At 63.2% G+C, this 21,104-nt stretch carries 15 protein-coding genes; 13 read left to right on the forward strand and 2 right to left on the reverse strand.

Annotated elements, in window-relative coordinates; all coding sequences use genetic code 11:
• Positions 1–59 precede the first annotated feature (59 nt).
• Together fliD and YS110_11530 are read right to left on the reverse strand one after the other, a co-directional pair.
• Complete coding sequence (fliD, locus tag YS110_11525) at positions 60–1,505, reverse strand: flagellar filament capping protein FliD (protein UJB65329.1); 1,446 nt, start codon at positions 1,503–1,505, stop codon at positions 60–62.
• A 208-nt stretch (positions 1,506–1,713) separates the two neighbouring features.
• The gene (locus tag YS110_11530; protein UJB65330.1) at positions 1,714–3,261 is read right to left on the reverse strand and encodes a flagellin; all 1,548 of its coding nucleotides are present in this window, start codon (positions 3,259–3,261) and stop codon (positions 1,714–1,716) included.
• 348 nt (positions 3,262–3,609) lie between these two features.
• Here YS110_11530 and YS110_11535 point away from each other — a divergent pair, with 348 nt between their 5' ends.
• From YS110_11535 to motA, 13 genes are all read left to right on the forward strand, one after another.
• Entirely contained in the window at positions 3,610–5,151 is a 1,542-nt protein-coding gene (locus tag YS110_11535) for a flagellin (protein ID UJB65331.1), read from the forward strand.
• A 208-nt stretch (positions 5,152–5,359) separates the two neighbouring features.
• Entirely contained in the window at positions 5,360–5,971 is a 612-nt protein-coding gene (cysC, locus tag YS110_11540) for an adenylyl-sulfate kinase (protein ID UJB65332.1), read from the forward strand.
• Entirely contained in the window at positions 5,968–6,738 is a 771-nt protein-coding gene (gene rfbF, locus YS110_11545) for a glucose-1-phosphate cytidylyltransferase (protein ID UJB65333.1), read from the forward strand. The genes cysC and rfbF overlap by 4 nt, the downstream gene beginning before the upstream one ends.
• Positions 6,729–7,796 carry a CDP-glucose 4,6-dehydratase gene (rfbG, locus tag YS110_11550; protein ID UJB65334.1) on the forward strand — a complete coding sequence of 356 codons (1,068 nt, stop codon included), beginning with the start codon at positions 6,729–6,731 and terminating at the stop codon, positions 7,794–7,796. The genes rfbF and rfbG overlap by 10 nt, the downstream gene beginning before the upstream one ends.
• On the forward strand, positions 7,793–9,118 hold the full coding sequence (gene rfbH, locus YS110_11555) for a lipopolysaccharide biosynthesis protein RfbH (GenBank protein ID UJB65335.1): 1,326 nt from the start codon (positions 7,793–7,795) through the stop codon (positions 9,116–9,118). Before rfbG ends, rfbH begins: the two co-directional genes overlap by 4 nt.
• Positions 9,119–9,138: 20 nt before the next feature.
• Positions 9,139–10,248: an N-acetylneuraminate synthase family protein gene (locus YS110_11560; protein UJB65336.1), complete on the forward strand. Its 1,110-nt coding sequence runs from the start codon at positions 9,139–9,141 to the stop codon at positions 10,246–10,248.
• Complete coding sequence (locus YS110_11565; GenBank protein ID UJB65337.1) at positions 10,249–12,066, forward strand: thiamine pyrophosphate-binding protein; 1,818 nt, start codon at positions 10,249–10,251, stop codon at positions 12,064–12,066.
• Positions 12,063–13,211 carry an FkbM family methyltransferase gene (locus YS110_11570; GenBank protein UJB65338.1) on the forward strand — a complete coding sequence of 383 codons (1,149 nt, stop codon included), beginning with the start codon at positions 12,063–12,065 and terminating at the stop codon, positions 13,209–13,211. The genes YS110_11565 and YS110_11570 overlap by 4 nt, the downstream gene beginning before the upstream one ends.
• Positions 13,212–13,274: 63 nt before the next feature.
• Positions 13,275–14,225, forward strand: coding sequence for an NAD(P)-dependent oxidoreductase (locus tag YS110_11575; protein UJB65339.1), 951 nt, complete (start codon positions 13,275–13,277; stop codon positions 14,223–14,225).
• Complete coding sequence (locus YS110_11580; GenBank protein UJB65340.1) at positions 14,216–14,908, forward strand: HAD family hydrolase; 693 nt, start codon at positions 14,216–14,218, stop codon at positions 14,906–14,908. The genes YS110_11575 and YS110_11580 overlap by 10 nt, the downstream gene beginning before the upstream one ends.
• Positions 14,905–16,344 (forward strand): glycosyltransferase, encoded by a 1,440-nt coding sequence (locus tag YS110_11585; protein UJB65341.1) that lies wholly within the window; start codon positions 14,905–14,907, stop codon positions 16,342–16,344. Before YS110_11580 ends, YS110_11585 begins: the two co-directional genes overlap by 4 nt.
• A gap of 326 nt (positions 16,345–16,670) precedes the next feature.
• Positions 16,671–20,021 carry a glycosyltransferase gene (locus YS110_11590; GenBank protein UJB65342.1) on the forward strand — a complete coding sequence of 1,117 codons (3,351 nt, stop codon included), beginning with the start codon at positions 16,671–16,673 and terminating at the stop codon, positions 20,019–20,021.
• Positions 20,022–20,230: 209 nt separating this feature from the next.
• Positions 20,231–21,091 carry a flagellar motor stator protein MotA gene (gene motA, locus YS110_11595; GenBank protein ID UJB65343.1) on the forward strand — a complete coding sequence of 287 codons (861 nt, stop codon included), beginning with the start codon at positions 20,231–20,233 and terminating at the stop codon, positions 21,089–21,091.
• Positions 21,092–21,104 lie beyond the last annotated feature (13 nt).

A 21,104-nucleotide genomic window follows, 5' to 3' on the forward strand; every position in this document is an offset into this window, starting at 1 on the left:
TGACTGCTTTATTTATCGGCTTGGAACCTGGAAACTTGAAGGCCCATTGGCGTCAATTCCTAGGATTTATTCCAGGTCGTGACCTGCTGGGCAATATAGGAATTCAGCGCGTTCAGCTTGCTCATCTGGCTATCCAAGGCCACGTAGCGCGCGGTCAGGCTGGCCTCCAGCCGCTTCGCACGGTCTTCCACGGTCTGGACTTCCTTCTCATTGAGCTTCTTGGCTTTTTGCAGCAATTTATCCTTGCTGGAGAAGAAGCCCGTTCCATCGGCCAGCAGGCCATCGAGCGCCGCCTTGATCTTGGTGCCCACGCCACTGGCGGCATTGCCATCAATGCCGCGGAAGACGCCCTTGAGCGCCTCAGGATCCTTCAGCGCGGCATTGAGCTTGGTCGCGTCGATCGCCAGATCGCCCGAAGGCCGCAGCACATCAGCGCCCTTGGCTGTGCTGATACCGATGTCGGACAGCGTGCGCAGCTTGCCCTCCCCGCCCGCCACCGACTGCAGCGCCATGCGCAGCGTGTTCTGCAGCGTCACCGCCGACGAGTCGCCCTGCAGCAGGCCCGCCGTCTTGGTGTCCTTGTCGTAGGCGGTGATCGTGTTGAGCGCCTGGTTGACCGCGTTGTAGGCCTTCACGAAGGCGTCGAGGTTTTCCCTGACCTTCGAGACATCGCTGGCCACGGTAATCTCCACCGGGTCGGCGGTCACCTTCAGCGCGGTGAACGTCACGCCCGCCACCGTGTCCGTGAACGCATTGGAGGGCGACGTGACCGCGATGCCGTTGACCGTCGCCTTGGCGTCTGCCGCGTAGTCCGTGGTGGCGCTGTCCATGATGCGCGACAGGCCCGAGCCATCGGCGTTCTCGCCGTCGGCGTCGGTGACGGTCATGCGGAACCCCATCGCCTCGCCCGAGCTCTTGCTGCGCAGCAGCAGGCGCTCGCCCGCCGCATCGCTCAGGATGGTTGCCGTTACGTAGGTATTGGCGCCGTTGATCTTGCCCGCGATGTCGGACAACGTGTCCTTGGCATCGATGGTGATGTCCTTCGGTGAACCGGGCGGAATGCCCGGGCCCTGCTCAAAGGTGGCGGAATCGGTCCACTTGCCCAGCTCCAGGTGCAGCGTGCCTGCGCCCACCGGCAGGCCCTTGCCCAGCGCCTGCGACGTCACGGTCTGCGTCTTGGCCAGCCCCTGCACCTGCACACTGAACGTCGAAGCCACCGAGCCACCCAGCGCCGACGCGGTGATGGCATCCTTGTTCGACGAGGTGGCGCTCATTGCATTCCAGCCGGTCACACTGGCCAGTTTGTTCGTCGCATCCGACAGCGTGGAGACCAGCGACTTGATCTGCCCGTAGGTGGAGATCTTGGCGTCGATCATCGTGGCCTGGTAGGTCAGGCCGGTACTCCTGGTGATCGGCAGGCGCGCCCCATTCACAGCCGACTCGATGAGCCCACCGACATTGACGTTGCCGCCGAGACCGATCCCCACATTTGAAAAGCTGGCCATGGCCGCCTCCTGATGAATGCACTGTCAGGTTAATACCAACCGGGAGATTATCCAACCAGGCCGCCGGGCGCATTGCGCCGATAAGCGCCGATAAGCACCGGGAATACCGGCAATTCACGCGCAAACGGCAAAGCGGCAGCGATCTCCCATCGCCGCCGCCCTTGTTTTTGTTCGAAGGCCGGAGAACCCTCCGGCCTTCAGTCCTGGCTTAGCCGCGCAGCAGGGCCAGCACGCCCTGAGGCAGCTGGTTGGCCTGGGCCACCATGGCGGTGCCGGCCTGTTGCAGGATCTGAGCACGCGACAGGGCGGCGGTTTCCGACGCGAAGTCGGCATCCTGGATGCGGCCACGCGAGGCGGACATGTTTTCCGAGGTGGTCTGCAGGTTGGTCACCGTGCTCTCGAAGCGCGACTGCAGGGCGCCGTAGCTGGCGCGCTGGCTGGCGATGGCTGAGATGGCGGCATCGACGATGGCCAGGGTACGGTTGGCACCGGCCACCGTGCTCACATCCATGTCCTTCACGGCCTGCATCTGGCTGGCGTTGGCACTGGTGGTAAGCAGGAAACCATCCGCAGCACCCGCCGCAGTCCCCTTGCTGTCCGTGGCGCTGAACGACTTGGACGAATCCAGCGTGAGCTGCCCCGTGACAACCGTGAAATTCGTCGATGCCGCAGTCAGCGAAGCGACGCCAGGAACGGCCGTGCCCTTTGCATTGGCCTGGCTCAGGTTGGCCGTCGCCGTGGCCGACTTGTTCTTGATGTTGATGTCGCCGCCCGCATCATTCACCAGGATGATGCCGTCGCCCTTGTCGTTTACGCGGGCCGAGATACCGGTCTTGGCCGAGACGTCGTTGAACGCCTTCACGGCCGCACTCATATCCTCTGCCGTTGGCAGACCTTTCGAACTGAAAGCGATGGTTACGGGCGCAGAGGTGTCATTGTTTGAAGCCACATCCAGCGTGTAGGAGCCAGAAACAAAGGTGTCCAGCTGCACTTCGGTGCGCGCCGAGGCACTGACGCCAGTAAATTCAGTCTGGGCGTTTACCAGGGCCGCCACATCCTTAGCAGAACTCTTGGCAGCGTAGTCAATCACTTTCTTACCCAACGCGCCTTCGATGGTCAGCTGGCCACCGGTGATGGCCGAGGTACCCGTGCTGGATGCCTGCACGATCTTGGAGCCCGACGTGCTGTTCAGCGTCAGGTCGCCAGTGGCATCGGTGGACGTGACGGCCTTGCCGCCGATTCGGTAGTTGCCGTACGAATTGGTGCTGAAGTTGGACGACGTGGCCGTGATGGTCTGGTTAGCGTTGGCGCCCACCTGGAACTGTGCGCTGGTGAACGAGCCGTCCAGAAGCTTGCGGCCGTTGAATTCGGTGGTCTTGGCAATGCGATCCAACTCGGAGGTGAGCTGATTCACTTCGGAGTTCAGCGCTTCGCGGTCCGAGGCGCTGTTGGTGGCGTTGGCCGACTGCACAGCCAGCTCGCGAATACGTTGCAGAATGTCGCCCGAGCTCTTCAGCGCGCCTTCGGCGGTCTGCGCCAGCGAGATGCCGTCGTTGGCGTTGCGTACAGCCTGATTCAGACCACGAATCTGGCTGGTAAAGCGCTCCGAAATGGCCAGGCCGGCCGCGTCGTCCTTGGCGCTGTTAATACGCAGGCCCGAGGACAGACGGTTGATCGAGGTGTTGAGCGCGTTTGCGCTGGTACTCAAGTTGCGCTGGGCGGTCAGCGATGCGACGTTGGTGTTGATAGTGGCCATTGCTACTCTCCTGAAGGAACTGACATATCTATGGCGTTACCGCCAACTGGGCCCAGAACCGTCTGGCCGCAGGGTTCACAGCGCCGGGGCGGCTGTCTGTTGAACGGCGGGCACATCCGCTACCTCTTGTTGCAAACGTCCCGTTGAGGTTGTTTTCGGGCGGCCGCCGGAAAACTTTAGGGGTCTCCGCGGGCAAATCTGCGGATTAGGCGGTTTTTTGGCTGCTTATCCAACCTACGGCCTAGCGGCGGCTGACCACAATCGCTCCATCGTTCCCAAAAAGTCCGCCGGAGGGGTAGCGCTTGAGCCGGCAGAAATGTTTGTATCCCGCCACGCAGGAGTTCCGCCATGGCATCGACGATCAACACGAATATTGCCTCGCTCACCGCGCAACGCAACCTGGGCGTGAGCCAGTCGTCCCTCAACACCTCCATCAACCGCCTGTCCTCGGGCCTGCGCATCAACAGCGCCAAGGACGACGCGGCCGGCTTGGCCATTTCGGAGCGCTTCACCACGCAGATCCGCGGCATGAACCAGGCGGCGCGCAACGCCAACGACGGCATCTCGCTGGCGCAAGTGGCCGAAGGCGCGCTCAAGAGCTCGGGCGACATCCTGCAGCGTATCCGCGAGCTGGCCGTGCAGTCGGCCAACGCCACCAACAGCGCCTCGGACCGCGAAGCGCTGAACTCCGAAGTGAACCAGCTCACCGCAGAGCTGGACCGCATCGCCAAGACCACTGAATTCAACGGCCGCAAGCTGCTGGACGGCTCGTTCACCAGCGCGCAGTTCCAGGTGGGCGCCAACGCCAACCAAACCATCACGGCCACCTCGTCGAACTTCAGCACCAATTCCTACGGCAACTACCGCATTGGCGGCAAGGCCGTGCTGCCGACGGACAACACGGGCGACCTGACGCTGGGCAGCGCCCCCGGTTCCGTCAGAGCCCAGGGTGCTTCGCCAAACTCAGCCATCACCGGCGGTACCCTGTCGGTAGATGGCGCGTACGGGAAAAAGGACATCATCTACCCAGCGGGTGCCTCGGCCAAGAGCGTGGCCGCCCTGGTGAACGCCCAAACCGAACTCACCGGCGTGAGCGCCTCGGCGCGCACCGAGATCGGCCTGGATGCCCTTGCCTCCGGCGCGTACACGCTGCAAATCGCTTCGAACAACGACGCAGGTGCTCCGGCCACCGTGTCGTTTACCGTCAAGTCCCTCACCGCCGAAGGCTTGAGCGCTGCCGTCAAGGCCTTCAACGACGTCTCGGCCAAAACTGGCGTATCCGCCAGGGTGAACGACGATGGCAACCGCATCATCCTCACCAACGATTCGGGCGAGGACATCAAACTCCTGAACAAACTGGCCCCCGGAGCCATCACCATCACCACGCCCGACGGCCTCGGATTAACCCCTGCAGTGACGGCTGCGGTGAACGCGGCGGGCACCTTGGCCGGCAACGGTACTGTCCTTACGGGCCAATTGACACTGGATTCATCCAAGTCATTCAGCGCGACCGACTCGGTTGGCTCGCCCGGCGGCTTCATGATCGCCGCCGCCACCGCCACCTCGAGCCAGCTACAGGCCGTCAAGGACATGGACGTGAGCACGGTGGACGGTGCCAATCGCACCCTGGCCATGGTGGACTCTGCCATCGCCGCGATCAGCAGCCAGCGCGCCAACTACGGCGCCCTGCAGTCGCGCTTCGAGACGACCATCGCCAACTTGAACATCTCGTCGGAAAACATGTCCGCCTCGCGCAGCCGCATCCTGGATGCCGACTTCGCGGCCGAAACGGCCAACCTGTCGCGCACCCAGATCCTGCAGCAGGCCGGCACCGCCATGGTGGCCCAGGCCAACCAGATTCCGCAGGGCGTGCTGTCGTTGCTGAAGTAAAAAACAGCAAACCTCGCAAGAACTCCTTCTTTGATAGCTGTCAGCGCTTGCCAGGCAAGGGTTGACAGCTATTTTCATTAGAATCCTGCAGAAAAACAGCGGTTATCGCCAATAGCGCAGGGGTCTCCATGAAAATACGTCAATCAGGAAGCCTAGGATAAATATCCTGTCCAGCCCGGCCAGTTGTACCAGATACACCGACAGGTCCATGAAATCGCTGATCCAAGCCGCTCCGCACCAACTGACCCGCACCGACCGGCGAAACCACTATGGCCATGATGGCGCCGTTGTCTGGCTGACGGGGCTTTCCGCAGCCGGAAAATCCACACTGGCCATGGCCGTGGAACAGCAGCTGACTGCACTGGGCTACTCCTGCTATGTGCTCGATGGCGACAACGTCCGGCATGGATTGAATTCCGATCTGGGTTTCTCCCCAGAAGCCCGCACAGAAAACATCCGGCGCGTGGGCGAAGTAGCCGCCCTGTTCGCTGACGCCGGCCTAGTATGCCTCTGCGCCTTCATTTCCCCCTACCAGAGGGATCGTTTGAAGGCCCGGCAGGCTTGCCGGCAGACTTTTCACGAAGTACATGTAGCGGCCGACATCACCACTTGCGCGGCCCGCGACCCTAAGGGGCTATACCGGAAGGCAAGCGCCGGGGTATTGGGCCAAATGACCGGGCTTTCCGCCCCCTACGAGCCGCCAGACCACTGCGAGCTGAGAATCGACACGCACCGGGAATCCATCGAACAAAGCACCGAGAACCTGCTTCGGTATATCAAGCATGCCGTTCCCCTTTCTCCCCCACTGAGAACACGATGAAGGCCGTCATCCTGGCGGGCGGCCTGGGCACCCGTATTTCCGAGGAATCGCATCTGCGGCCCAAGCCGATGGTCGAGATTGGCGGCAAGCCGATCATCTGGCATGTCATGAAAATCTATTCACATTTCGGTATCAACGATTTCGTGATCTGCCTGGGCTACAAGGGCTACGTCATCAAGGAGTACTTTGCCAATTACTTCCTGCACATGTCGGACGTGACTTTCGACATGGCGCAGAACCGCATGCAAATCCACGACCAGCACGCCGAGCCGTGGCGCGTGACGCTGGTGGACACCGGTGAGCACACCATGACCGGCGGGCGCCTGAAGCGCGTGCGCAAGTACCTGGGCGACGACACCTTCTGCATGACCTACGGCGACGGCGTGGCCAACATCGACGTGGCCGCGCTGCTCGCGTTCCACCGCCACCATGGCAAGCAAGCCACCGTGACGGCCGTGCAGCCGCCGGGCCGCTTCGGCGCCCTGGAGATAGAGGGCGAACAAGTGCGCGGCTTCCAGGAAAAGCCACAGGGGGATGGTGGCTGGATCAACGGAGGCTTTTTCGTGCTGGAGCCCAGTGCACTGGATGACATCGCGGGGGATGCCACCATCTGGGAGCAGGAGCCCATGCGCCAACTGGCTGCGCGCGGCGAGCTGATGAGCCACTTCCACCATGGCTTTTGGCAACCCATGGATACCTTGCGCGACCGCAACCTGCTCGAAGAACACTGGCAAAGCGGGCATGCGCCCTGGCAGCAATGGAGTTGAGCGCCGCGTTCTGGGCTGGGCGGCGCGTGCTGCTGACCGGGCACACCGGCTTCAAGGGCGGCTGGCTGGCGCTATGGCTGCGCATGCTGGGCGCCCAGGTGCGGGGGTACGCACTACCGGCCACCGCCACGCCCGCGCTGTGGCACGCGGCACGGCTGACCGAGCTGGCGCCCGGCACGCTGGCAGACATCCGCGACGGCGCGCGCCTGGCCACTGCCGTTACCGAATTCCAGCCCGAAGTCGTGCTGCACTTGGCCGCGCAGCCGCTGGTGCGCGCGTCTTACCAGACACCCGCCGAAACCTATGCCACCAACGTGATGGGCACGGTTCACCTGCTCGAAGCCGTGCGCCAATGCAACGCGGTGCGCGCGGTGGTGGTGGTGAGCAGCGACAAGTGCTACGACAACCGCGAGTGGCTCTGGCCCTACCGCGAGCAGGACGCGCTGGGCGGGCACGACCCCTACAGCAGCAGCAAGGCCTGCGTGGAGCTGCTGTGCGCCTCGTGGCGCGCCTCGTTCCTGCAAGGCCGCGACACGCTTCTGGCCACAGCGCGCGCGGGCAACGTGATCGGCGGCGGCGACTGGTCGCCCGACCGCCTGGTGCCCGACGCCCTGCGCGCCTGGGAGCGCGGTGAGACGCTGGCGCTGCGCTACCCCCAGGCCACCCGTCCCTGGCAGCACGTGCTGGAGCCGCTGCACGGCTACCTGCTGCTGGCGCAGGCGCTGGCCGAAGGGCGCGGCACTGCGGCAGCGGCCTGGAACTTCGGTCCCGACACCAACGGCGTGGCAAGCGTGGCCGAGGTGGTCGGGCAGCTTTCCGCCCTGTGGCCCGGCCCGGCGGCATGGCGCGCCGAACCGCAGGCGCGGCAACCCCACGAGGCCGGGCTGCTGGCGCTCGATGCGTCCAAGGCGCGCAATCTGCTCGGCTGGCGCCCACGCTGGACGCTGGCGCAGGCGCTGGCGCACACCATGGAATGGCACAGCGCCTGGCGCGCAGGCGCGGACATGCAGGCTTTCACACGCGCACAGATCGCGGCTTTCCAGGACAGTGCCTCATGAATTTTTCCGATGAATCTTCGCTGCGCCAGCACATCGGCGGACTGGTGGAGCTGTATGCACAGCGCTACCGTACACCCGGGTCTTTCGTGCCGGGACAAACACCCATTCCGCCCTCCGGCAAGCTGATCGACGCCGAGGAAATCAAGCTGATGGTGGAGGCTGCCCTCGACGGCTGGCTGACCACCGGGCGGTTCAATGCGGAGTTTGAAAGCAGGCTCGCGGCGTTCATCGGTGTGAAGCACCTGATTACCGTGAATTCAGGCTCGTCGGCCAATCTGATCGCCTTCAGCACACTCACCAGCCCCAGGCTGGGCACCCGGGCCATACAGCCAGGCGACGAAGTGATCGGCGTGGCGGCGGGCTTTCCCACCACCGTCAACCCCATTCTGCAGTTTGGCGCCGTGCCGGTATTCGTGGACGTGGAACTGGGCACCTACAACATCGACGCCAGCCAGATCGAAGCAGCCATAGGCCCCCGCACCAAAGCCATCATGCTGGCCCACACGCTGGGCAATCCCTACAACCTGGAGACCGTCACCGCGCTGTGCAAGAAGCACGGTCTGTGGCTGGTGGAAGACTGCTGCGACGCCCTGGGCTCCACCTACCAGGGCCGCATGGTGGGCACGTTCGGCGACATCGGCACCCTGAGCTTCTACCCCGCGCACCACATCACCATGGGCGAAGGCGGCGCGGTGTTCACCAACAATGCCGAACTGAAGGCCATCGCCGAGAGCTTCCGCGATTGGGGGCGCGACTGCTATTGCGCGCCCGGCAAGGACAACACCTGCGGCAAGCGCTTCTGCCAGAAGCTGGGCGAGTTGCCTGCGGGCTACGACCACAAGTACACCTACAGCCACCTGGGCTACAACCTCAAGATCACCGACATGCAGGCCGCATGCGGCCTGGCGCAGCTCGGCAAGGCCGCGCAGTTCGTAGCGCAGCGCAAGCGCAATTTTGCCTATCTGCACGAGCTGCTGCGCAAGTGCGAGGAGTTCCTCATCCTCCCCCGGGCCACGGAGCATGCCGACCCGTCCTGGTTCGGCTTTCCGCTCACGCTGCGCCGCAATGCGCCGGTATCCCGTATAGATCTGCTGACGTACCTTGACCAGAACCGGGTGGGAACACGCTTGCTTTTCGCCGGGAACCTGATTCGCCAACCCTATATGGCAGGCAGAAAGTACCGGGTCAGCGGCACGCTGGAAAACACTGACACAGTGATGAACCACACGTTCTGGATCGGTGTGCAGCCGGCGTTGACACAAGACATGATGGACTTTGCAGCCGCCAGGATCAGGGCTTATCTTGGCGTCGATTTTGAATAGGCAACCCGGAGAAGAACCTGATGCAATCCATTAGCCAACGCGACAAGGACCTGTTCGAGAACCTGTTCGTCCTGGAGCTGGCCAACAACCACTGGGGCAAACTGCAACGCGGTCTGAAAATCATTCGCGACCACGGTGCGATCGTGCGCTACAACAACGTGAAGGCGGCCATCAAGCTGCAATTCCGCGATATCGACGAGTTCATCCACCCTGATTTCAAGGGCAATACCGAACTGCGCTACGTAAAGAAGACCGAGGACACCCGGCTCAGCAAGGCGGACTTTTCACGCATGGTCGAGGAGATCCGCAACCTGAGCTGCATTCCCATGGCCACCCCGTTCGATGAGGCATCCGTCGATCTGTGCATCGAGTTCGACATGCCCGTCCTCAAGATCGCCAGCTCGGATATGAACGACTGGCCGCTCATCGAGAAGATCGCCTCCACCCGCCGCCCTACCATCATCTCGACCGGCGGCGCCTCGGAGAAAGACCTGGACGACATCGTCCACTTCTTCGAGAAGCGGGACATTCCGCTGGCCATCAACCACTGTGTCTCGCTCTACCCCAGCGAAGACAGCGAGCTGCATCTGGACCAGATCGACTACCTGTACAGCCGCTATCCACGCCACGTCATCGGCCTGTCCACGCACGAGTACCACGACTGGCACTCGTCCATGCTGATCTCGTACGGCAAGGGCGCGCGCACCTGGGAGCGCCACATCGACATCCAGTACGAAGGCGTGCCCGTCTCCAATTACTGCTCGCTGCCCGAGCAATGCGACACCTGGTTCAAGGCGTTTCACAAGGCGAAGGAGATGTGCGGTGGCGTAAGCGCCAGCCGGCGCCCCATTTCCCGCAAGGAAACCGAATACCTCAACGCGCTCGTGCGCGGCGCCTATGCGCGCCGCGACCTGGAGGCGGGCTACGTCTTCGACAAGGACACGTTCGAGAAGGACTTCTACCTCGCCATTCCGTTGCACAAGGGTCAGCTGTCCTGCCGCGAAGTCATGAATGGCGAAAAGCTCCAGCAGCCGATCAAGGCCCACGAGCGCCTGACCATCAACCACATCGATGGCCCCTACAGCGAAAGCCCCGCGCTCAAGCGCCTCATCCTCGACCGCGGACTCTGAATGAAACGCATCGCCGAACGTATCGCCGACTGGCTAGCCGGCCAGGGAATCGAGCAGGTTTTCTCCGTCACGGGTGGCGGCGCCATGTTTCTCAACCAGGCCCTGGGCGGGCATGGGCAACTGCGCTGCACCTTCATGCACCACGAGCAGGCCTGCGCCATGGCGGCAGAGGGCTATGCCCGCATCACCGGCAAGCCCGCCGTGGTGATGCTGACCACCGGGCCGGGCTCGGTGAACGCGCTCAACGGCGTGTACGGCGCATTCACCGACTCGATCCCGATGATCGTCCTCTCGGGCCAGATCAAGCGCCAGACCTGCATCGATTTCCATGATGTGCCGGGCCTGCGCCAGCTGGGCGACCAGGAAGGCCCGACCATCTCCATAGCCAGCCCCGTGTGCAAGTTCGCACGGCTGGTGCGGTCAGAGAAAGAGTTGGAAACCCTGCTGCCCCAGGCCTACGTCGAGGCCACGGGCGGGCGCCCCGGCCCCGTGTGGCTGGACATTCCACTGGACATCCAGCAATCCACCGAGGCGATCCAGATACCCGCGCCTCCGGCGCCTGCCGCCAAGCCGCCGTCAAACGCACTGCACGCTGCCTGCCGCGCCATCATCGACAGGCTGCTGCAGTCCCACCGCCCTCTGATCCTGGGCGGCACTGGCGTGCGACTCTCGCGCACTGAAGGGCGACTGCTAAAGCTGGTGGAGCGCCTGGGAATTCCGCTTGCCACGGCCTGGACGCACGACCTCATCGCCTCCGACCACCCGCTGTTCGCAGGCCGCCCCGGCACCATCGGCACGCGCGCGGGCAACTTCTGCCTGCAGGCCTCCGACTGCGTGCTGGTGCTGGGCTCGCGCCTGAACATCCGCCAGACCAGCTACAACTGGGACGCCTTCGCCAGGAACGCCTGGCTGGCGCAGGTGGACATCGACGAAGCCGAGCTGAACAAGCCAACGCTGCGGCCCGACCTGGGCGTGGCGGCAGACCTGAACGACTTCCTGGACGTACTGGAGGAAGAACTCGCGCACGTACAGCCGCCCAGCTACCGGCCCTGGGCCCAGTGGTGCCGGCAGACGGGGCAGCGCTACGACACGGCGGCAGAACACCACCAGCAGAACGGCGCCCCGCTGAACCCCTACGTCATGGTCAGCCGCGTCTTCGCGCGCATGCGGCCCGACGACATCGTGGTCTGCGGCAATGCATCGGCCTGCATCCTGCCCTTTCAGGTGGGCGCGCTGCAAACAGGCCAGCGCCTGTTTAGCAACTCCGGCTCGGCTTCGATGGGCTACGACCTGCCCGCCGCCCTGGGCGCGGCCACCGCAGCGCAGGGTGCGCGGCGCGTGATCTGCTTTGCGGGCGACGGCAGCCTGCAGATGAACATTCAGGAGCTGCAGACCCTCAAGACCACGGGGCTGGACGTGATCGTCATCGTGCTCAACAACCGGGGCTACCTGTCGATCTGGCAGACGCACGAGAATTTCTTCGGCCGCGTCGTCGGCGCCACGCCCGAATCGGGCGTGGAGTTCCCCGACTTCACCGCCGTGGCCCGCGCCTACGGCTTGCGCGCCGAAAGCATCGCCACCGAGGCCGACCTGCCCCGGCTCGACGCACTGCTGGAAGGCGGCGGCCCGCTGCTGATCGATTTGCACGTCGATCCCCGGCAGGAGTTCGTGCCGCGCATCAAGTCGCGCGTGGACGAACAGGGCAAGTTCGTCACGCCCGAGTTGGACGACATGCACCCCTTTCTTGACCCAGCCACGCTGGTGCAAATCCGCAGCGAAGCGCTGGCGATCCGATCCAGCCACACAGGCACGCCATGACGGCACCGGCCGACTTCCTGCGCCTGCGCGACCAGGCCGCCGCCGCACCCCAGCCCGGCATCGACCCCGACCGCCCCTGCTGGATCTTCGGCGCGGGCAACTTCGGCCGCAGCCTAGCGGGCGCGCTGCAGGCACAGGGCACCACCATCGCCGGGTTCGTGGAAACCGCCCCGCGCACCGCCGCCGTGCAAGGCCTGCCCGTGCTGGACTGGAACACGCTGGCACGCCAGGAACCGCAGGCCCAACTGGCCCTAGGCATTTTCAACCGCGACACGCCCTTCGACCAATTGCTGGCCCTGCCCGCAGCCACAGGACTCAACCGACCGCTGATGCCCTGGACGCTCTACGGACCGCTGGCCCAGACGCTGGGCTGGCGCTTCTGGTTAAGCCCCCGCGCCCTGCTGCTGGACGGCATGCCGCGCATCGCCCAGGCGGCCGAACGGCTGGCCGACGCCGAGAGCGTGCGCACGCTCTACCGCATCTGCGCCTTCCGTCTGGGACTTGACATGGGCTACGCCAGCTTCCAGTCCACCGAAAGGCAGTACTTCAACGCGCTGACCCTGCCCACCCTGCAAGGCCGCGCCATCACCTACGTGGACTGCGGCGCCTACGACGGCGACAGCTTTAGCGACCTTCTCGCCCAGCCCGGCATCGCCTGCGCGCAAGCCTTTCTGCTGGAGCCCGACCCCGCCAACTACGCCCGGCTGGCGCAGCGCGCGGCGGCCCACGCGGGCACGGACACGCAGGCCATCTGCTTGCCACTGGCGGCGGCGCAGGCGCATGGCAGCCTGACCTTCCAAGCCGGGCAGGGCGAAGCCTGCACCGTTCTGAAAGAAGGGACAAAAGCAGGAACCGGCACCACCATCACCGCCGTGGCGCTGGATGAGCTACTGCCCGGCACCCCGGTTCATTTACTCAAACTTGATATCGAAGGCGCCGAGGCCCCGGCGCTGCGCGGCGCACGGCGGCTCATCCAGCGCGGCCGCCCCGTGCTGGCGGTATCGCTCTATCACAACCCCCAGGATCTTTGGGAACTGCCGGAGCTGCTGTTCGAGCTCTGCGGTGAGGGCTACCGCTTCCATATCCGCCAGCACGGGTTCAACTCGTTCGAATCCGTGCTGTATGCAGTGCCCCAGAATTTTTAATGAAATCGGCCTCTAAGGCATGTCCCCCAAACGCAAGCAGCTATTAAAATAGGAGTAAAACCCATGGACTTACTGCTGACGGGAGGCACCGGATTCTTTGGCAAAGCGCTGCTGCGGCACTGGCAGGCGGCGCCCGCCGCCCCGCGCGTCACCGTGCTGAGCCGCAACCCCGAGGGCTTCGTTGTGCAGCATCCGGAGTTCGCCGCGCTGCCATGGCTGCACTTCCACAAGGGCGACATTCTTGACCCCGCCAGCCTGCCAACCCACGCCGCATTCACGCACCTGCTGCACGCGGCGGCCGACTCCACGCTGGGGCCACAGCTCACGCCCTTGCAGCGCTACACGCAGATTGTCGATGGCACCCGCCATCTGCTGGACTACGCCGTCACCCACGGCATCCCGCGCTTTCTACTGGCCAGCTCCGGCGGTGTCTATGGCGCGCAGCCGCAGGACATGGCGCAGATGCCAGAGGACCACCACGGCATACCCGACCCGCTGGACGCCCGCAACGCCTACAGCGTCGCCAAGCGCTGCGCCGAACATCTGTGCGCGCTGTATGCGCAGCAGCACGGTATGCACGCCGTGGTGGCGCGCTGCTTCGCTTTCGTGGGACGCGACCTGCCGCTGGATGCACATTTCGCCATCGGCAACTTCATCCGCGACGCGCTCGCCCGGCCCCACGTCACGGTGAACGGCGACGGCTCTCCCATCCGTTCCTATATGGACCAGCGCGATCTGGCCCACTGGCTGCAGGTACTGCTGCGCCAGGGGCGCGCAGGCCAAGCCTACAACGTGGGTTCCGACGCGGCCCTGACCATCGCCGAGTTGGCGCATCAGGTGCGCGACTTGCTCGCACCAGGCAAACCGGTTCGCATCGCCGGGGCTGCGAACACGGACAGCGTCCGCAACCGCTATGTGCCGTCCATCGCCAAGGCGCGATCCGAATTGGGGCTGCGCCTGCAATACACCCTGCCGCAGTCCATTCAACATGCCGCCGCAGCCGTATGCCGATGAGCCAGCCTTGTTCCCACATCGTCTTCGACCTGGACGGCACGTTGATCGACTCGGCCCCGTCCATCCTCGCTTCCATGCAAGCCGCTTTCGACACGGCAGGCCTGCGGCCTTCGCGCCCGCTGGTGCAAGACTTGATCGGCCCGCCCCTTCATGCCACCCTGGCATCCCTGCTGCCGGCAGGGCACGGCGATAGCGTGGACAAGCTGGCCGCGCTGTTCAAGAGCCACTACGACGCCACTGGCTACCGCGACACACGGGCGTATGAAGGCATCGCGAACATGCTGGAAGCATTGCGACGCCGCGGCTGCCGCCTGCTGATCGCCACCAACAAACGCATCCTGCCGACGCGGCGCATCATCGACCACCTCGGATGGAACGGCCTGTTCGAGGAGGTACACGCCCTCGATGCCTTCATGCCGCCGCTGCGCAGCAAGGCAGAAATGCTGACCGCTTTGCGCTCCAGGCTGCACGCGCCAGCGGTGTATGTCGGTGACCGCCCCGAAGACGCCACCGCTGCCCAGCAGGCTGGCCTTCCGTTCTTTCTGGTGGCATGGGGATATGCCCCAGCCGACTACCTGGAAACGCAGCGCTCCAAGGCACAGACTCCACAAGCATTGGCACACCACCTTCAGACTATCGCCTTGGCCTCTGATCTATATCCACACACCACCACAAGAAAATGAGCAAAAAAATACCGCTGACCGTCGCACTCATGACCTACAACAGAGGCGGATCGTACCTACGAGAGGCGATACAAGGCATTCTGAATCAGACCTATCGGGATTTTGAGTTCTTGATCCTCGATAATGGCAGCATTGATGATACGCCGCAGGTTGTCCTAAGCTACAAGGACGACAGAATCCGGTATGTCAGGAACCCGCCGGGCCTCTCCGCTTTTTTCAATGGCGCATCCGCCGTGAAAATTTCACGCAGCGAACGCCTACTCATCACCTTCGATGACGACATCATGCTACCCACCATGGTGGAGAGGCAGATGGCGCTGATGGATTCAGATCCTGACATTGTGGGCGTTTGGAGCAATATCCAAACCATCAACCAGGATGGGGTCATCATCGAAGACAACTCTGCCGCGCTGGGTAAAGACCAAATCTACGATCGTGGAGAATTCTTGGCTGATTTTCTGTCGCATCAGGTCTGGCCCATCCCCTGCACCTTGATGTTCAAGAAAAATCCTCGCAAGGATTGGGGCATTGATTTCACCTACTACGGCGGCACCCTGCCCGAAAGGGTCAAGAAAAAGATAGAAAACGTGCATGGCGGAGACGACGTTCTGACGCTGGTGGGCCACAACTCCAGGGGCAAGATCGCCTTTATCAACGACCCCCTGTACAAATACAGAAGGCACAACCAACAAGACACACATGCCGTCGATCCGACGAGGGGCATTCTTAGCACATACAAGAAGATAAAGAAATTCATCCGATCACAAAGCTATATTTCTGACGAAATACGCACCACCGTGGATGCATTCGTCATGCACTACGAGGTGCAGCACGCCATTGCCTCCACACCGGATGAAGCATCCGCCAAACAATCCATTCGAAAAATATCAGCCCTTTTCAATAAAAAGAAGGATGCCCAGGATGACGCAACGCAGTACCGCATCCTATCAACAGCCATACTGCTCTCTTACTACAAAGACCGTGCATGCCGCGAACGCCTGACGAGCAACTTGCCTCCGCCCGGCCCGCAATACTCCACCGCGACACGGGCTCTTTATGCATGGGCGCAGCACCGCGCCCTCAATGAGAACCTATTCGCAAGCATTCCGAAAGAATCAAAAATCGCCATTCTTGGCAGCGTCTTCATTGCATCCCTTCTCATTCATGAGGCTCGTGCGCGTGGACTCCACATCACCTGCTGTCTTGACTCAAATAGGAACCGACAGCACAAGACATTACTTGGAGTCCCAATTATTCCGACAGCAGAACTGGCTTCCAACAAGACAATCGACTATGTCTTTCTTAGTTCCGAGAAAGACCATGAGCCTTACCTGATAGATTACCTCTCCAAACTTAATTCGGCAGTCAAGATATCTTCATGGAAGATTCTTTGCCAACCGGCATTGGAAGCGCATCAATCCCATGACAGCCAATGACTCTGCTGCACGCATCCGCGACTTGCTGAGCTCGTAGCCTTTCAAAAATTATTTCATTTTGCGTAACGGAGCCGCCCAAGACGATGAAAACATACCAGCCCGGCACGAACTTTTTTGAGAGTCGCCATGCTCCGTATTACATTGCCAGCCCCCACTTTACGCAAAAAACCGCAGGGCCACGGGTATTGCATTACCTATGCCATATTCTCAACGAGCTGGGGTACGAGTCTTACATCACCGCAACCGGGCATAGCCCTTGGCTTCGGACACCTCTTCTGACTCCGGACGTCAAGGAAAAACACGCACAAACGAGGAGGACACCCGTCATGGTGTATCCTGAAACCATCACTGGGAATCCATTGAATGGTGCAGTGGTTGCGCGTTGGCTCCTCAACCAGGCGGGCCACCTGGGAGGCGAAAAGGTCATACGCGGAAATGAAATAATATTTCATTGGGATGAATGGGTCTTGCAAGAAGAAAAGTCCAGCGGCAGACTCTTCATTCCCAGCGCAGACAATAGAATTTTCAACGAAGATGGAGTGAGCAAGGCAAATAGGAAAGGGTTCTGCTACTACGCTCACAAATATCTTTTATCTGGCGGAAAAATATCCGATACCGTCAAGAAAAATGGCCTCAGCCTATGCCAGGACATTCCTCGATCGCCCGAAGAAATCGCAGAAATCCTGCGATCAACAGAGGTTCTTTATTGTTATGAACCATCGAGCATGGCTTCGGAAGCTTATGCATGCGGCTGCCAGCCCATATTCGTCGAAACGGATTACCTGAAGCGATTCAGACCCAATCCCGGCATGAGACAAATATTGGAATCCGATATTGGAGTCTTACCAGTTCCGCCAATCGACCGCGACCATCGAGAGCAAATTGCACGGATCCATGCCCAGGCATTGGAAAGCGTCAAGAACTTCATTGACGTGACGCAAAATGCCGCCATCGCGCATGCCCAACTTCCAGACCGCCAGCGCCAGCAAAGGGAAGCCGCCATGGCCGCCTCCTATGCGTTTGCCCATACATCTTCCCTTGCGCAATGGCAAGCCCAGCGCACGCCTGGCCCCGCGCAATCACGCCTGATTACGGAACGCCTCGCCAGCGAGGCGCCCACACTGGCCGTCTTCATTCGCACCATAGGGCTGGGCAGCACAGCGCTGACCGCTACCTTGCGCAGCCTTGCGGAGCTTCAACCGCCCTATGCACCCTCTTCCATCACCGTGCTGGGCGGCCCAGAACCTGCGGCACAGGAGAAACTGCCGCAGTTGCGCTGGGTAGCGGTCGAAACGCTGGATGCCGTCCTCCCACTCGTGCAAATGGAGTCATGTGGCTGGATATTGGTGGTGGATGCGGGCGATTGCTTCACGCCATCGGGCCTGCTGATGGTGGCGCTGGAACTGGGTCATGCCCCGCAATGCCGCGCCGTCTATGCCGATGCGCTGGTGCGCACCGATACGGGCGAGCCTGCGGCGCTCATGCGCCCGGATTTCAACCTGGACATGCTGCTGTCCTGCCCCGCGAACATGGCGCGGCACTGGCTGTTCCGCCGCGACGTATTCCTCGAAGCAGGCGGGTTCGATGCTGCCTATGCGCAGGCGCCAGAATTCGCGCTGCTGCTGCGCTTGATCGAAACCGGCGGGCTTGACGGCCTGGCCCACGTGCACGAGCCCCTGCTGACCATCGCCGCGCCGCCGATGGAAAACAACGCGCATGAACTGGCCGTACTGCAGCAGCATTTGCTGGCACGCGGCTACGACAACGCCACGGTCGATGCCGCCCTGCCGGGGCGCTACCGCATCCTCTATGGGCACCAGGCGCAGCCGCTGATATCCATCATCATCCCCACCAGGGACCAATTCGCCCTGCTGGAGCGCTGCGTCAGCTCACTGCTGGAAAAGACCACCTATCCGCATTACGAGATCCTGCTGGTGGACAACGGCAGCACCGACCCGGCCGCCTGCGCATGGCTCGACGGGCTGGCCGCGCTGGGCGAGGCGCGCATCCGCGTGCTGCGCTATCCGGAGGGGTTCAACTACGCCGCCATGAACAACCTGGGCGCACGCGAGGCGCGCGGCGACTACCTGGTGCTGCTGAACAACGACACCGCCATCGTGCAGGGCGATTGGCTCGACGCGCTGCTCAACCATGCGCAGCGCCCCGAGGTGGGCGTGGTAGGCGCCAAGCTGCTCTACCCCAGCGGCCAGGTGCAGCACGCCGGGCTGCTGCTGGGGCTGCACGGCATGGCGGGCTACCCGTTCTCCGGGGCCGAGGCCGACGCACCGGGCTACATGCACCGGCTGGAGATCGACCAGAACTACAGCGCCGTGAGCGCCGCCTGCCTGATGGTGCGCCGGGCGCTCTACGACGAGCTGGGCGGCATGGATGCCGAAGCGTTCCCGCTGATCTGCGGCGACATGGATCTGTGCCTGCGCACACGCGCGGCGGGCTACCTGACAGTGTGGACGCCGCACGCCGTGCTGCTGCACGAAAAGGGCGCCACCCTGCCCGCCGTGCCGCCCGAGGCCTTCGCACAGCAGCGCGAGCGCGCGCAAGATGCGATGTACCGCCGCTGGCTGCCCGCGCTGGCACATGACCCGGCCTACAACCGCAACCTGTCGCTGCAATCGACCGAGTTCGCCGTGGAGACCGACACGCGCCTGAACTGGAACCCGCTGCCGTGGCGCCCGCTGCCGGTGGTGTTGGCGGTGAACGCTGACGCCTTCGGCTGCGGCCACTACCGCATCATCCACCCCGGCCAGGCCATGGCGCAGGCCGGGCTGGCCGACGTGCGCGTGAGCGAGTACCACTACGGCCCCGTGGAGATGGAGCGCCTGCGGCCCGACACCTGGGTACTGCAGCGCCTGGTGAGCGACGCGCCGTTCGAGATGGTGCGCCGTACCGCGCCGTTCACCCAGGCGTTCAAGGTGGCCGAGCTGGACGACTACCTGCTCAACCTGCCCATGAAGAACGGGCACCGCGGCCAGCTCCCGCAGGACATGCAGCGGGTGCTGCGGCGCTGGCTCGACCTGACGGACCGGCTGGTGGTCTCCACTGCCCCGCTGGCCGAAGCAATGGCCAAGCTGCACCGCGACATCCGCGTGGTGCCCAACCGGCTGCCGCCCGAGCGCTGGGGCCGCATCGCCAGCCTGCGCAGCCAGGGCCGCCGCCCGCGCGTGGGCTGGGCCGGTGGCGCGAGCCACCAGGGCGACCTGGAGCTGATCGCCGATGTGGTCAAAGCCCTGGCGGGGGAGGTGGAGTGGGTGTTCCTCGGCATGTGCCCCGCGCCCATGCGCCCGTACCTGCACGAGCACCACGCGCCCGTCGACATCGCGTCGTACCCGCACAAGCTCGCCAGCCTGAACCTCGACCTGGCCGTGGCCCCGCTGGAGCACAACCTGTTCAACGACTGCAAGAGCAACCTGAAGCTGCTGGAGTACGGCGCCTGCGGCTACCCCGTGGTGTGCAGCGACGTGGCCGCCTACCAAGGCAGCCTGCCCGTGACGCGCGTGAAGAACCGCTACAAGGACTGGGTGGACGCCATCCGCATGCACCTGGCCGACCTGGACGCCACGGCCGCCGCGGGCGACGCGCTGCGCGATGCGATACGGCGGGACTGGATGCTGGAAGGCGCGCATCTGGACGACTGGCTGCGCGCCTGGCTGCCCGGGTGAAACGCGCCACGCCCGTGCATCGGACATCAAAAACCATAGCTGCCAGCGCTTGCCAGACAAGCGCTGGAGGCCCAAAAAGCTATAAGTTCTCAAGCACTGGACGCCGCCAGCCGATACATTGATACGATTGCGCATCCCCGCCGTGCCCGGCGCCACTGGCTGGGCACGGTCTTTTTGACCGGCCCGCCCACGTCTCCTACTCCTCCGACATGTTCGTCCTCATTGGCTATGCCATCACTTTTGGGTGCGTTTTTGGCGTGTTCGTGGCCCACGGCGGCAACGTGCATGTGCTGCTGGAGGCGCTGCCGTTTGAAATGATCACCATCGGCGGCGCGGCCCTGGGGGCGCTCATCGTGAACAACCAGCCCAAGGTGCTCAAGGCCACGATGGCCGCCATTCCCGCGGCACTCAAGGGCAACAAGTACACCAAGGCGCGCTACATGGACCTGATGGCGCTGCTCTACGACATCCTGCAAAAGGCACGCAAGGAAGGCCTGATGGCGATCGAGGGCGACGTGGAGAACCCCAAGGAATCGCCGCTTTTCACCAAGTACCCCGGGGTGGGCACGGACCACCACGTGGTCGAGTTCATGACCGACTACCTGCGCATGATGGTGTCGGGCAACCTCAACGCGCACGAGATCGAGTCGCTGATGGACAGCGAGATCGAGACCCACCACCAGGAGGCCCATGCCCCGGTGGCGGCGCTCACGCGCCTGGCGGGCGCGCTGCCCGCCTTCGGTATCGTGGCGGCGGTGCTGGGCGTGGTGAACACCATGGGCTCGGTGGGCCAGCCGCCCGCCGTGCTCGGCGGCATGATCGCCTCGGCACTGGTGGGCACGTTCCTGGGCATCTTGCTGGCGTATGGCCTGGTCGAGCCCATCGCCGGCCTGCTGGAGCAGAAGGCCGAGGACGCCGCCAAGGAGTTCGAGTGCATCAAGTCCACCCTGCTCGCCAGCATGCAGGGCTACAACCCGGCCACGGCCATCGAGTTCGGGCGCAAGGTGCTGTTCTCCACCGACCGCCCCACCTTCATCGAGCTGGAAAGCCACGTGAAGGGCAAGAAGTAAGCCCGCGCCCCAA

The sequence above is a fragment of the Acidovorax sp. YS12 genome (assembly GCA_021496925.1).
Classification (GTDB): domain Bacteria; phylum Pseudomonadota; class Gammaproteobacteria; order Burkholderiales; family Burkholderiaceae_C; genus Paenacidovorax.

Bases quoted from the DNA above. Each gene is read 5' to 3' on its own strand.
- YS110_11580 (UJB65340.1), top strand. From the start codon at position 14,216: ATGCCGATGAGCCAGCCTTGTTCCCACATCGTCTTCGACCTGGACGGC.
- rfbH (UJB65335.1), top strand. From the start codon at position 7,793: ATGAATTTTTCCGATGAATCTTCGCTGCGCCAGCACATCGGCGGACTG.
- YS110_11585 (UJB65341.1), top strand. From the start codon at position 14,905: ATGAGCAAAAAAATACCGCTGACCGTCGCACTCATGACCTACAACAGA.
- YS110_11590 (UJB65342.1), top strand. From the start codon at position 16,671: ATGGTGTATCCTGAAACCATCACTGGGAATCCATTGAATGGTGCAGTG.
- YS110_11570 (UJB65338.1), top strand. From the start codon at position 12,063: ATGACGGCACCGGCCGACTTCCTGCGCCTGCGCGACCAGGCCGCCGCC.
- YS110_11565 (UJB65337.1), top strand. From the start codon at position 10,249: ATGAAACGCATCGCCGAACGTATCGCCGACTGGCTAGCCGGCCAGGGA.
- YS110_11530 (UJB65330.1), bottom strand. From the start codon at position 3,261: ATGGCCACTATCAACACCAACGTCGCATCGCTGACCGCCCAGCGCAAC.
- YS110_11560 (UJB65336.1), top strand. From the start codon at position 9,139: ATGCAATCCATTAGCCAACGCGACAAGGACCTGTTCGAGAACCTGTTC.
- rfbF (UJB65333.1), top strand. From the start codon at position 5,968: ATGAAGGCCGTCATCCTGGCGGGCGGCCTGGGCACCCGTATTTCCGAG.
- rfbG (UJB65334.1), top strand. From the start codon at position 6,729: ATGGAGTTGAGCGCCGCGTTCTGGGCTGGGCGGCGCGTGCTGCTGACC.
- fliD (UJB65329.1), bottom strand. From the start codon at position 1,505: ATGGCCAGCTTTTCAAATGTGGGGATCGGTCTCGGCGGCAACGTCAAT.
- YS110_11535 (UJB65331.1), top strand. From the start codon at position 3,610: ATGGCATCGACGATCAACACGAATATTGCCTCGCTCACCGCGCAACGC.
- cysC (UJB65332.1), top strand. From the start codon at position 5,360: ATGAAATCGCTGATCCAAGCCGCTCCGCACCAACTGACCCGCACCGAC.
- motA (UJB65343.1), top strand. From the start codon at position 20,231: ATGTTCGTCCTCATTGGCTATGCCATCACTTTTGGGTGCGTTTTTGGC.
- YS110_11575 (UJB65339.1), top strand. From the start codon at position 13,275: ATGGACTTACTGCTGACGGGAGGCACCGGATTCTTTGGCAAAGCGCTG.